The organism is Intrasporangium mesophilum, from assembly GCF_054783095.1.
The window spans coordinates 16,004-28,796 of sequence record NZ_BAAGRF010000027.1; the positions used below are offsets into that span (position 1 = coordinate 16,004).

The window sequence follows — 12,793 nt, forward strand, 5'->3', positions numbered from 1 at the left end:
CGAAGCGCGCGCACGACGGTGGTCGGCATCGTGCCCACCGTCATCGCGTCGGTGCTGCTGCTAGCGGGGCCGGCAGCCACCGCGACTGCGGCGACGGTCCTGCCGACGGGCTTCCTGCTGCAGGACATCGACACGGGCATGGTGCCGCCGTCGACGAGCGGGCCCGGCGACCTGCTCACCGACTTCGCGTACCTGCCCGACGAGAGCTTCATCGCCACAGGCAAGTACGGCCGTGTGCAGTGGGTGCCCCGGGTCGGCGCACCTCGCCGGATCGCGGACCTCCAGGTGAACTCGACCGGCGACCTCGGCCTGATCAGCGTCGCGGTCGCGCCTGACTACGGGACGAACCACACGGTCTACACCGCGCGCACCGTGCCCAGCACGGCACCCGGGTCCGGGGCGAACGGCATCCTGCGGCTCAGCGGATGGACGGTCGACGTCGACGTCGCGGGCGACCCCACGGGGCTCAGCGACGAGACCACGGTGCTCGAGGCGTCGGCCGACTCGTCGATCCACTCCTTCGGGTCCGTCCTTGCTGACCGCGACGGCACGCTGTGGCTCACCATCGGCGACAGCGCGACGAACCGCATCGACACCATGGCCCTGCGGGCACTGAACCTCGACGACGTGCACGGAAAGCTGCTGCACATCCACCCCGACGGCTCTGGGGTGTCCGACAACCCCTTCTACGACCCGGCGAACGCCAGCGCCGCGAGGAGCCTGGTCTTCGCCAGCGGGTTCCGAAGCCCGTTCCGCTTCAGCCTGGACCCGGGCACGGGACTGCCCATCCTCGGCGACGTCGGAAAGAACACGACGGAGGAGGTCGACCTCGTCCGGCCCGGCTACTCCTTCGGCTGGCCATGCTGGGAGGGCTCCGCCCCGACCGTCGGCTACACCGACCTCGCCGAGTGCAACGGGGTCACCACCACCAAGCCGCTGTGGGAGTACCCGCACAACGGCAGCGGCGCAGCGGTGGTGGGCGGTGTCGTCTACACGGGCACGGCATACCCGGCGGCATACCGGGGACGGCTCTTCTTCGGCGACTACGTCGACCAGCTGCTGTGGACGCTGGGCTTCGCGCCGACGGGTGAGCTGACGCAGGCACCCGAGCCGGCAGGCTTCGGCACCGCCGTCGGCCGGCCGTCGCGGTTCGCCACGGCACCAGGAGGCGACATCGTGTTCGCCGACATCGGGTCGGCCCGGGTGCGCCGGCTCGTGTACGCGCCGGGCAACGCGGCGCCGGTCGCAGCATTCTCGAGTACGGCAGACCCCGCGACGCTGCAGGTCGCGTTCGACGCCGGCGCGTCGAGCGACCCCAACGGTGACCTGCTGTCCTACTCCTGGGACTTCGGCGACGGCTCGACCGCCACGGGTGCCACCGCGACCCACACCTACGCCGCCGACCCTGACCACTACGACGTGACGCTGACCGTTGCCGACCCGCTCGGGGCAAAGGGAACGAAGACGACGACCGTCTATCCCGGCAACCATGCGCCCAGCCTCGATGTGACGTGGCCCGACCCGAGCCTGACGTATGCCGTCGGCGACGTCGTGCACGCCAGCGCCACTGCGACCGACCCCGAGGACGGGCCTGTCACGGTCGCGTGGAGCTCGCGGCTCGAGCACTGCTACAGCGCAACGGACTGCCACCAGCACTACGGCGCTACCAGCACCGGGCCGACCCTCGACCTCGTCATGGAGGGGCACGAGGGCGACACCACGCTGTGGGTCACGGCCTCGGCCACCGACAGCCGTGGCGCCTCGGTGAGCGAGGAGTTCAAGGTGCTGCCTCGCCAGCACCGCGTCTCGATCGAGAGCACGTGGCCCGCCGCGTTCACGATCGGCGACGAGCACGTCTCGAGCGGCCTGTTCACCGAGGGCCTCGCGCTGCTCCTCGTCGCACCGGAGCGAGGCTATGACGGCCTGTCGGAGTTCCATGCCTGGGGCGATGGGGAGACCAGCCGTTCGCGGCAGGTCACCGTCGGCACGAGCGACCTGACCGTGGACGTCGTCTACCGCACGCCGATCGACACCCGGCTCGCGACCGACGCCGCCTTCAACACACGGATGGGAGCTCCGGTCGGCGTCGAGCAGGGTGACCTCTCGCTCCGGTCGCGCGCGTTCGCCGGCGGGGTGGCGCACTGGTCGCCGACGACGGGCGTGCACTTCGTGGCTGGTGCCATCGGTGGGAGGTATGCCGGTCTGGGCGGTCCCGCCTGGTGCGGCCCGCCCACAACGGACGAGGCCCGCACCGTCGGGCTGGACGGCTACTACAACCACTTCTCCAAGGGTTGCTCCATCTTCTGGAGCAAGGCCGGCACACACTGGGTCAACGGCCGCATCCGGGACCTGTGGGCCAGCCTCGGCTGGGAGCGGTCGCTGCTGCGCTATCCCGCCGCAGACATCGCGAAGACACCCAGCGGCAACGGCTGGCTGACCAGGTTCCAGGGCGGCACCGTCTACTACGGCTCGGCCGCCACCGGGGCGCGCTACGTGACGGGCGCGACACTGACCAAGTACACCGCGATGAAGGCCGAGGCGTCCGTCCTCAAGTACCCGACGACCCACACCAACGCGACCGGGCGCAAGGACGGCACGTACCAGCACTTCCAGGGTGGCTCGATCTTCTGGAGCGCCAGCACGGGAGCGCATCCGGTCACCGGGGCGATCCGGTCGAAGTATGCCGCGCTGAGCTGGGAGCGCTCCTTCCTCGGCTACCCGAAGAGCGACCCGTTCGCAGTCAGTGGCGGCGTCCGCCAGAACTTCCAGGGCGGCTACCTCGTCTGGGCCCGGGCAACGGGGGTGGTGACCGCCTACCGGTCGTGAGGCCGGCAGCGTGACCGAGGTCACGGAGGTCACGACAGGGGCGAGATCACGCGGCACCCTCGGGGCGGTGAGGTCAGCCGCGCCGCGGGGCGGGCTCGCGTCCGGGTCTAGGATTGGTCCTCGGCCTCCGGGCGGCGCCGCCCGTGCGGCCCACTCGCGACGTCCAGCGACAAGACCCGTTCGTCCCCGGAAGGATCCCTCCGTGCTCCGCACTCACGAGGCCGGCACCCTACGTGCCGACCACGCAGGCCAGACCGTCACCCTCACCGGCTGGGTCGCGCGGCGTCGAGACCACGGCGGGGTCGCCTTCCTGGACCTGCGCGACGCGTCCGGGGTGGCCCAGGTGGTCGCGCGCGACGAGGTGCTGGCCCAGGGCGGTGCCCACGACCTGCGCAACGAGTACTGCATCAAGGTCGTCGGCGAGGTGCGCACCCGGCCCGAGGGCAACGCCAACCCCGACCTGCCGACCGGCGACATCGAGGTCCTCGTCAGCGAGCTCGAGGTGCTCAACCCGTCGGCGCCGCTGCCGTTCCAGATCGACGAGCGGGTGACTGTCGGCGAGGAGGCCCGGCTCAAGCACCGCTACCTCGACCTTCGGCGCCCCGGCGCGAGCTCGGCCGGCGCTGCGATCCGGCTCCGCTCCAGGGTCAACGCGGCGGCTCGGAGAGTCCTGGGCGAGCGCGACTTCGTCGAGATCGAGACGCCCACCCTGACCCGGTCCACCCCGGAAGGTGCCCGCGACTTCCTCGTGCCCGCCCGGTTGGCGCCCGGATCGTGGTACGCCCTGCCGCAGAGCCCCCAGCTGTTCAAGCAGCTGCTCATGGTGTCCGGCATGGAGCGGTACTACCAGATCGCCCGGTGCTACCGGGACGAGGACTTCCGCGCCGACCGGCAGCCGGAGTTCACCCAGCTCGACATCGAGATGTCCTTCGTCGACCAGGACGACATCATCGAGCTCGGCGAGGCGATCGTCCGTGAGATCTGGCAGCTCATCGGCGTCGACCTCGACACGCCCTTCCTGCAGATGACCTACGCCGACGCGATGGCTCGCTTCGGCTCAGACAAGCCCGACCTGCGGTTCGGCCAGGAGCTCGTCGAGTGCACGGACTACTTCGCACAGACCCCGTTCCGGGTCTTCCAGGCGGAGTACGTCGGTGCGGTCGTCATGCCCGGAGGCGCCGGCCAGCCGCGCAAGCAGCTCGACGCCTGGCAGGAGTGGGCCAAGCAGCGCGGTGCTCGCGGTCTCGCCTACGTGCTCGTCCAGGAGGACGGCGAGCTCGGAGGTCCGGTCGCGAAGAACCTCAGCGACGAGGAGCGCGCGGGCCTCGCCCAGCACGTTGGCGCCCGGCCCGGCGACTGCGTCTTCTTCGCAGCCGGCGCGACGAAGGCCTCGCGCGCGCTGCTCGGAGCAGCCCGCCTCGAGATCGGCCGTCGCTGCGAGCTCATCGACGAGGACGCCTGGAGCTTCCTCTGGGTGCTCGACGCGCCGCTCTTCGAGCCGGCCGCCGACGCGACCGCGTCGGGTGACGTCGCTCTGGGCTACAGCGCCTGGACGGCCGTGCACCACGCGTTCACCTCGCCGAAGAGGGAGTTCGAAGACACCTTCGACGAGCGCCCGGGAGAGGCTCTGGCCTACGCCTACGACATGGTCTGCAATGGCAACGAGATCGGCGGCGGGTCGATCCGTATCCACCGGCGCGACGTGCAGGAGCGGGTCTTCAAGGTCATGGGCATCTCGAACGAGGAGGCCCAGGAGAAGTTCGGGTTCCTGCTCGAGGCGTTCCAGTTCGGCGCTCCGCCACACGGCGGCATCGCGTTCGGCTGGGACCGCATCGTGTCGCTCCTGGCCCGCACGGAGTCGATCCGCGACGTCATCGCCTTCCCGAAGTCGGGCGGTGGCTACGACCCGCTCACCTCCGCGCCGGCGCCGATCACGCCAGAGCAGCGCAAGGAGGCGGGTGTCGACGCCAAGCCGGCCGGCCAGGACGGCCGCCCCGCATCGGTGAGCAGCGCGTCGAGCGCCGCCGCAACCACCTGACCTACCCTCCCGGACGCCGCGTTCGGCCTCGAACTCAGTGTTGTACCAAGGAGCTCGAGGCCGAACGCGGCGTGCGGCCAATGGGGGCGGAGGTAGCGGACGCCTCAGTGCTCCGGCATGCCGCCGACGAAGCCGGGGTCCTTGACGCCGTCGACGAGGGTCTCGGTGCGCTCGGCGTAGAAGGAGAGCTGGTCTCGGACCGCCTCGGCCTCGCGCAGCGGTTGCCGGTAGACCCACGCGATGTCGACGCCGGCGCCCCCCGGAGCGCTGTAGTACGACGCGTGACCCTTGTACGCGCAGGTGGTCCGCGTGTCGGTGGGGGTCAGGACCTCGGTGTTCACGTCGTTCATCGGGATGTACCACCGCGGCGGAAGGTGGGTCTCGAAGAGCGCCGTCGGGTGATGCGTGTCGGCGAGCACCAGCCCGTCGAGCTCGACCCGCACATGCCGTGCGCTGCGCAGGATGTCGATCCGGGCGAAGGGGTCGTGTGGGTGCCCGATGACCGGCTCGTCCTCCTCGAGCCAGTCGAAGTCGCCGAACGGGAGAAGCAGGTGGTCCGGGAGGCCGTAGGCCTCCAGGCCTCGCGCGGGCCCGGGGACGTCAGCTACGAAGGAAGCCCGCGGGACGGCATACTCCGGCACGACGCGACGCGGGAGCCACACGATGACGGCGTCAGCCGTGTCGCACACGAGGTTGCCCTCATGGCTCGCCCGGAGCCGCTTGCGGGTTGGGGTGAAGCGCGCGTCGGCGAGCTGGGAGCGCCACTGGTGGGTCAGGTCGATGGCCATGTCCCCAAGCATCGTCTCGGCCCGGACACGTCGACAAGAGGACCCGGCCCGCCCGGAGGTGCGACCTAGACTGGCGGGGTGCCCGACTGGCCAGCCGAGTATGCCGCTCTGGCCGCCGCCGACCGCGACGGCTCGCTCTCGGCGCCTGAGCTGGAGCACCTCGCCGTCGCGGCCACCCTGCTCGGCCACGACGACGAGGTCGTGGCGCTGCGCGAGCGTGCGATGGAGCTCTATCTCGCGGCGGGGGAGACTCACGCAGCGGTCCTGTGCGCTTTCTGGCTCGGCTTCCACCTGCAGACCACCGGCGCATCGGCGCGGGCGGCCGGGTGGTTGGAGCGCCTGAGCGTGCTGGCAGCCGAGAGCGACGACCCATGGCTGCAGGGGATGCTCGACCAGCCTCGCGCCGCGGGGCTGATGTACTCCGGCGATCCAGCAGGGGCGCTGGGGCTGTTCGAGCGCGCTGCCCGGTCCGCACGCGCAGAGGGCTCGGTCGACCAGTACGTGCTTGCGCGGCTCGGGCAGGGCCGCTGCCTGCAGATGCTCAGCCGGGACGTCGAGGCTCGCACCGTCCTGGACGAGGTGATGGTCTACGTCACTGCTCGCCGGATGCAGCCTCAGGTCGTCGGTCTCGCGTACTGCTCGATGATCGAGCTCTGCCGGAGCTGGTACGACGTCCGTCGCGCGCAGGAGTGGACCGAGGCGCTGACCGGCTGGGTCGCGGAGCAGGAGGGCATGTTGCCCTATCGGGGCACCTGCCTGGTGCACCGCGCCGAGCTCCTCCAGCTGCACGGCGCCTGGGCCGAGGCCCTGGCGCAGGCCGACGAGGCCTGCGCCCAGCTGCGCGCGGCGAGCGAGCGGGCGGCGGGCCCTGCGCACTACCGCATCGGCGAGCTCGCCCGCCTCCGCGGCGACCTCGACGCGGCCGAGCGCGCCTTCGAGCGGGCGGCCGCCGTCGGGCAGGAGGTCCAGCCGGGGCTCGCGCGGCTGCGCCTGGCGCAACGCCGGCCGGACGCCGCCCTGGCCGGGCTCGACCGTGCCCTGGGCGAGCGACGCGACGTCCGGGCGGTCCCCGAGCTGCTGTGCGCTCGCGTCGAGGCATGCCTCGCGACTGGCGACCTCGCCGATGGTCGCGCCACGCTCGACCGGCTCACCCCGCTTGTGGCAGAAGGCTCCCCGCCGTTCCTCAGGGCGATGGCGGCTTACGCGGAGGGGATCGTCCGGTGCGCCGGCGGCGACTGGGCCGGGGCACTTCCTCGGCTGCGGGAGGCCTTCTCGACGTGGACCGACCTCGACGCCTGCTACGAGGCGGCGACGGCGCAGCTGACCCTCGGGCGGACCTGCGCCCGGCTCGGGGACTCCGACGCGGCCGCGATGGAGGAGGCCGCGGCGCTCAGCGCACTGGAGGCGCTCGGCGCGACCGTCCCCGAGTGGCTGGTCGACGGACCGCTGGTGACGGGCGGTGGCGGCGACGGCGTCGCCCCGGGAGGCCCGAGCGGTGACGACTGCCCGCTGTCGCCGCGGGAGCTCGAAGTGCTGCAGATCCTCGCGACCGGCGCCACCAACCGCGCCATCGCGGCCCAGCTCGTCCTCTCGGAGAAGACGGTCGCGCGGCACCTGAGCAACATCTTCGCCAAGCTCGGGGTCACGAGCCGATCCGCCGCGACCGCACGCGCCTTCGAACACCACTGGGCCTGAAGGAGGCTCGCCCCGCGGGCTACGGCAATGGGTCGTTCTACCCAACGAGGACGACAGCGCAGTTGGGTCATTCGGCCGACGCGGCCGCCCGCCCGCTCTCCCTAGCCTCGATGCCAGAGGACAAGGAGGCTCGAGATGAGCGGACAGGACACCAACGGCGTCACGACCGAGCGGTTCGCGACCGTCGTCATCGGCGGGGGACAGGCAGGGCTGGTCATGGGCTACCACCTGCAACGGGCTGGGGTCCGTTTCGTGATCCTCGACGCGGGCCGACGGGTGGGAGACAGCTGGCGCGAGCGGTACGACTCGCTCCGCCTCTTCAGCATGCCGACCTATGCCAGCCTCCCGGGCTGGCGGATGCCTCAGCGCACGTTCCCGACACGGGACCAGATGGCCGACTACCTGGAGCAGTATGCCGCTCGCTTCGAGCTGCCCGTCCGGAACGAAGTCAGCGTGCTGCAGGTGACCCGCGACGGGGACGGGTTCCTCGTCGACACCAGCAGTGGCCTCATCCACGCCGACACGGTGGTGGTGGCGGCCGGGGCACACCGGGTGCCCGTGGTGCCGAGGATCGAGGGCCGGCTGCGACCCTCGATCCGGCAGGTCCACTCGCTCGAGTACCGCAACGAGGAGCAGCTCGCCCCGGGCGGCGTGCTGGTCGTCGGTGCGGCGAACTCGGGCACGGACATCGCCCTGGAGTCAGCGGCCGCCGGCCACCCGACCTGGCTGAGCGGACGCCACCCGGGCCAGGTGCCGATCGACATCGACAGCGGGATCGGGATCGCCATGACACCGATCATCATGTTCGTCTTCCGGCACGTCCTGACCCTGCGAACTCCCATGGGCCGCAAGGCTGCTCGTCAGGCGGAGGATCACGGTGTGAATCTCGTCCGCAACAAGGTGGCCGACCTGGACGCCGCGGGCGTCGTGCGCGTCGGGCGGGTCGTCGGCATCACCGACGGGTGCCCGGTGACCGAGGAGGACGGCATACTCAGCGACATCTCGACGGTCGTCTGGGCGACCGGATCGCGCCCCGACCACTCGTTCCTGCACGGGCTGACCGATGACTCCGGCCGGCCGCCGCAGGACCGCGGTGTCTCGGACGTCTCCGGTCTCTACTTCCTGGGGCTCGAGTTCCAGTTCGCCCAGGCATCGGGCACGATCCAGGGGCTCGACCGCGACGCCCGCTACCTGGTGCGCCGGATGCGGCCGGTGTGGGCGCGAACGGCGGGCCGAGCTGAGGCCGGGGCGGCCGCGGCGCACGAGCGAGCCACGGCGTGAGCGGAGCCCGCAGTCGGGAGGCGGTCGGGACGTCGGTGGCGTGCGCGACAATCGGGTGTGTCCACCACGGTCCCCCGCGCTCCTGACGACGTCCTCGCGCATCTGCGCCGAGCGCGTGACCTCATCGACCGCAGCTACGCCGACCCGCTCGACCTCGACCGGATCGCGGCGGTGGCGGGTCTGTCGAAGTACCACTTCCTGCGGCTGTTCCGGTCCACGTACGGCACCACACCCGCGGACTACCTGTCCCGCCGCCGCATCGAGCGCGCCCAGGACCTGCTCCGGTCCACGAACCTCACCGTGACGGAGGTGTGCGTCGCTGTCGGGTACTCCAGCCTGGGCTCATTCAGCAGCCGCTTCCGGGCCGTGGTCGGTGAGACGCCCAGCGCCTTCCAGGCCCGGTATGCCGCTGAGGGTGCTCCCCACATCCCCGGCTGTTACGTGTTCATGTGGGGTCTCGCGGAGCGCCGGAACCCCGGGCCGGGCACGGACGGCTCCGCAACCAAGGAGAAGCCGGAAGACGCGCCTGCCTCATAGCGTTGGGGACATGATCACCAACATCTCCATCATCAGCGTCTTCGTGCAGGACGTCGACGAGTCCAGGAAGTTCTACACCGATGTCCTCGGCTTCGAAGAGAAGGACGACATCACGCTCGGCGACGGGTTCCGCTGGTGCACGGTCGTGCACCCGAGCCAGCCCGAGCTCACCGTGCACCTCGCGCTGCCGGGGCCCCCGCTCATGCCGGAGATGGTCGAGGCCGTCAAGCGAGCACAGGAGGCAGGCACGATGAACGGGATCGGCCTGAACGTCGACGACTGCCAGCGCACCTACGAGGAGCTGTCGGACAAGGGCGTCGAGTTCATCCAGCCGCCGTCGCGCAGGCCCTACGGGACCGAGGCCGTGTGCCGCGACAACTCCGGCAACTGGCTAGTGCTCGTGGAGCCGTCCCTGTCGCCCGTCAGCGCAGCCGACTTCGACTGACCCCGAACCCACCCGGAAACCGCCTCCTCGTCACGGTTGCAACCGCGACGAGGAGGCGGTTACCGGGTGTGTTGCCGGTGTGCGGGGCGTCAGCAGGGAGCGGGCAGGGTGTCAGCGGGGAACCGGGCAGGGGCGTCAGCGGGGAGCGAGCAGGGGGTGACGGCCCGGCTCGCCCAGGCGCAGACCATCCGGTAGCCGAGGGACTCGTAGAGGCGCCGTGCCACGTCGTTGTGGGAGTACATCCCCAGCGTGCAGAGTCCCGTCTCGAGCACCGCACGCCTGGTCACCGCGCTGACGATCGCCCGCCCGAGGCCCTGGCCGCGGCGGCTCGTGTCGACGGCCACCGAGGACAGATGGGGGGCGCCCGCTCGGGTGTGCCCCCACGCACCCACGGCGGCCAGGCGGCCGTCGTCCTCCAGAGCGAACCAGCGTTCGCCGAGACCAGGCGCCGTGTCCGCCGTCGGCGAATGCTCTGCGAGGAATGCCGCCACCTCGTCCGCGCGCGCGACGTCGTCGATCGGTTGCACCAGCCTGTCCGTCTGAAGCGCGTCGGGCAGCGTTGTCGTGTGGAACCACTCCCAGTCGCCACCCTGGATGACTCGGAACCGTTGGTGCAGTAGAGGTTCCAGGTGCTGCGGCACGCTCACGCCGAAGACGGAGTGAGCCGTCCGGTGAGGCTCGACGGCGTCCGCGACGGTCGGCAGGTGGTCCACCAGCCTGGCGACGCCCGTGTCGCTGCCCAGGAGGTTGAAGGTGGAGCGGCCGTTGGGGCGAATCCGGCGGAAGCCCACGGCGCCCTCCGCCTGCCACCACGTGGTCGCCAGCTCTTCGGTCACCTCCCAGCGCACGAACGGGTTGTCGTCGGTGGCCGCAAGCAGGGCCGCGATCCCGTGGCGGACGTCCAGCCCAGGGTCGAGCACGGCCTGGTGAGGGCCTGCGGATGTCACTCGGTGATCCCGAACCGTGCGTGGAGCCGCTTGAGGGGCGCTGGCGCCCACCAGTTCCAGCGCCCGAGCAGCGTCATCGTGGCGGGCACGAGCAGCATGCGCACGAGCGTGGCGTCGATGACGACCGCGGCGACGAGCGCCAGTCCCATCTCCTTGATGATGAGGATGTCACCGGCGATGAACCCGGCGAACACGATGACGATGAGCAGCGCAGCGCTGGTGATGATGCGACCCGTGCGCTGAAGCCCGAGCGAGACCGCACGGTCGTTCTCGTAGCCGGCTCTGTGGAACTCGGTGATCCGCGAGAGCAGGAAGACCTCGTAGTCCATCGACAGCCCGAAGCCGAACGCCAGGACGAGGAAGGGCACCATCGACTCGACCGCGCCGACCGAGGAGAAGTTGAGCAGGCCCTCGAGGTGGCCCTGTTCGAAGACCCAGGCGACGACGCCGAGCGCGGCGCCCAGAGAGACGATGTTGAGCAGCAGCGCCTTGACGGGGATGACGACCGAGCCGGTCATGAGGAACAGCAGCACGAAAGTGCCGAGCACGACGAGCCCGACGGCATACAGAGCGCGATGAGCCATGGATTCGAGGAAGTCGATCTGCGAGGCCGCCTGGCCGGTCACCCAGGTCTGGAAGGCCGGCCGGTTGTCGCGCACCTGGTGGACGAGGTTCTGGGCCTCGTCGGAGGTGGGCTTGCCGGCCACCCTGACGCTGACCAGCTGGTGCTCGTCGCCGAGTGGCCGGACCGTGACGGCGGTGACTCCGGGCTCGGACTTGAGACCTTGCGCCCACGAGGTCACCTGCGTCGTGTCGGTCGACTTCGCGACCACCGACACCTCTGGTGCGGCGAGCGCTGGGAAGTCACGGCGAAGGTCGTCGAAGAACACCCTCTCCTGGGCGGTCTTGGGCAGCAGCTCGGTGCCTGACGAGGTCAGCTTGAGGCCGAAGGTCGGCAGGGCGAGCGTCACGAGCGCGACGAGCGTGGCGACGATGACGACGACCGGCCGCCGCTGGACGACATGGGCGAGCCGGGAGAAGACGCCGACGTCCGACACCTGTTCTTTTGCCTTGCGGGCCAAGCGTTTCGCACCGATGACACAGAGCGCGGGGACGAGTGTGATCGCGACGATCATGGCGACGAGCACGACGCTCACCCCGGCGAGGCCGATCGCCTTGAGGATGTCGGCCTCGAAAACGAGCAGACCGGACAGCGCGATCGCCACGGTGAGCCCCGAGAAGAAGACGGTGCGCCCGGCTGTCGCGACCGTGCGCTCGGTCGCGACCCGGATCTCCTCCTTCGTCGGCGGCCCGGTCGAGGCGCGATGGGCGAGCTCCTCGCGGAACCGGCTCACCGTGAGCAGGCCGTAGTCGATCGACAGGCCGAGGCCGAGCAGGGTGACGATGTTGACGACGGTCGCGTCGAGCTCGAGGGCATGCGAGAACACGAACAGTGTCATCAGTGCGCCGGCGATCGAGACGAGAGCGCCGACGATGGGCATGCCTGCGGCCAGGAGGCCGCCGAAGACCAGGATCATGACGAGGAAGGTCAGCGGCAGGGCGATGCCCTCGCCGCGCACCAGGTCGCGCTCGATCGTCCTGGTGATCGCATGGAGCACCTTGGAAGGCCCACCGACGGCGCCCTGGGCGTGCATGGCGTCGGCCACGCCGTGCAGGGCGGTCTCGACGTCCGACTCGGCCCGGTCCTGGGCGGCCTTGTCCAGGTCGGGGTCGAACTCGACCACGGTGACGAACCGGCCCGACTGTGGTCCACCGACCCCGACGAGAGTGGCGACCTTGGGGTCCGCCGGCCCCTGGGGCGCCAGCAGGGGCGACTGCACCCGTGCCACCCCGGGGATCGAGGAGATCGCCTGTGTCTTCTCGGTACCCGCGCGCACCGACGCGGGGTCACCGAGATCGGCCCCGGAGACCTGAAGTGTGAGGTTGGACAGGGCCGGCTCCGCGGCCTCGACGATGTTGCGGGCTTCGCGAGACTCGGCCTGGACCGTGGGCTCGCCGGAGTGCAGGCGCTGGAAGAGGGACTCGCCCGCAACGCCGCCGACCGCAACCGCGTAGCACGCGATCGCGGCGACGAGCCAGCCGACGACCCACCAGCGGGGGTGCCGCGCGATGACGCCACCAAGGCGGGTCATGACGGTGCGGTGACCGCCTCGTCTCGGCGCGGCGCTCGCCACCGGGGCGGCGGGTGTGGGAGTCGACACGCGGATAGCCTTCC

9 protein-coding genes are annotated in these 12,793 nt (G+C 70.9%); 6 read left to right on the plus strand and 3 right to left on the minus strand.

What is annotated here, in order from left to right:
- Positions 1-30: 30 nt before the first annotated feature.
- Both ACYVLP_RS18370 and aspS read left to right on the plus strand, forming a co-directional pair.
- Complete coding sequence (locus tag ACYVLP_RS18370; protein ID WP_460628781.1) at positions 31-2,826, plus strand: PQQ-dependent sugar dehydrogenase; 2,796 nt, start codon at positions 31-33, stop codon at positions 2,824-2,826.
- Positions 2,827-3,028: 202 nt separating this feature from the next.
- Entirely contained in the window at positions 3,029-4,864 is a 1,836-nt protein-coding gene (gene aspS / locus ACYVLP_RS18375) for an aspartate--tRNA ligase (protein WP_460628782.1), read from the plus strand.
- A gap of 104 nt (positions 4,865-4,968) precedes the next feature.
- Here the strand turns inward: aspS and ACYVLP_RS18380 are convergent, their stop codons facing one another.
- Complete coding sequence (locus ACYVLP_RS18380) at positions 4,969-5,652, minus strand: DUF427 domain-containing protein (protein ID WP_460628783.1); 684 nt, start codon at positions 5,650-5,652, stop codon at positions 4,969-4,971.
- 78 nt (positions 5,653-5,730) lie between these two features.
- Here ACYVLP_RS18380 and ACYVLP_RS18385 point away from each other — a divergent pair, with 78 nt between their 5' ends.
- The 4 genes from ACYVLP_RS18385 (at position 5,731) to ACYVLP_RS18400 (ending at position 9,610) form a co-directional block, all read left to right on the plus strand.
- Positions 5,731-7,347: a helix-turn-helix transcriptional regulator gene (locus tag ACYVLP_RS18385; protein ID WP_460628784.1), complete on the plus strand. Its 1,617-nt coding sequence runs from the start codon at positions 5,731-5,733 to the stop codon at positions 7,345-7,347.
- A gap of 135 nt (positions 7,348-7,482) precedes the next feature.
- Positions 7,483-8,628 (plus strand): flavin-containing monooxygenase, encoded by a 1,146-nt coding sequence (locus tag ACYVLP_RS18390; protein ID WP_460628785.1) that lies wholly within the window; start codon positions 7,483-7,485, stop codon positions 8,626-8,628.
- Between the two features lie 57 nt (positions 8,629-8,685).
- Positions 8,686-9,165, plus strand: coding sequence for a helix-turn-helix domain-containing protein (locus ACYVLP_RS18395; protein WP_460628786.1), 480 nt, complete (start codon positions 8,686-8,688; stop codon positions 9,163-9,165).
- A gap of 10 nt (positions 9,166-9,175) precedes the next feature.
- On the plus strand, positions 9,176-9,610 hold the full coding sequence (locus tag ACYVLP_RS18400; protein ID WP_460628787.1) for a VOC family protein: 435 nt from the start codon (positions 9,176-9,178) through the stop codon (positions 9,608-9,610).
- Between the two features lie 89 nt (positions 9,611-9,699).
- Here ACYVLP_RS18400 and ACYVLP_RS18405 read toward each other — a convergent pair whose 3' ends face one another.
- Both ACYVLP_RS18405 and ACYVLP_RS18410 read right to left on the minus strand, forming a co-directional pair.
- A complete protein-coding gene (locus ACYVLP_RS18405) occupies positions 9,700-10,557 on the minus strand; it encodes a GNAT family N-acetyltransferase (protein ID WP_460628788.1) in 858 nt (285 codons plus the stop codon).
- Entirely contained in the window at positions 10,554-12,779 is a 2,226-nt protein-coding gene (locus tag ACYVLP_RS18410) for an MMPL family transporter (protein WP_460628789.1), read from the minus strand. Before ACYVLP_RS18410 ends, ACYVLP_RS18405 begins: the two co-directional genes overlap by 4 nt.
- Positions 12,780-12,793: the final 14 nt, after the last annotated feature.

What these genes read in the sequence shown, in the direction of transcription:
- ACYVLP_RS18380 (WP_460628783.1), bottom strand. Translation starts at nt 5,652, where the DNA reads ATGGCCATCGACCTGACCCACCAGTGGCGCTCCCAGCTCGCCGACGCG.
- ACYVLP_RS18390 (WP_460628785.1), top strand. Translation starts at nt 7,483, where the DNA reads ATGAGCGGACAGGACACCAACGGCGTCACGACCGAGCGGTTCGCGACC.
- ACYVLP_RS18400 (WP_460628787.1), top strand. Translation starts at nt 9,176, where the DNA reads ATGATCACCAACATCTCCATCATCAGCGTCTTCGTGCAGGACGTCGAC.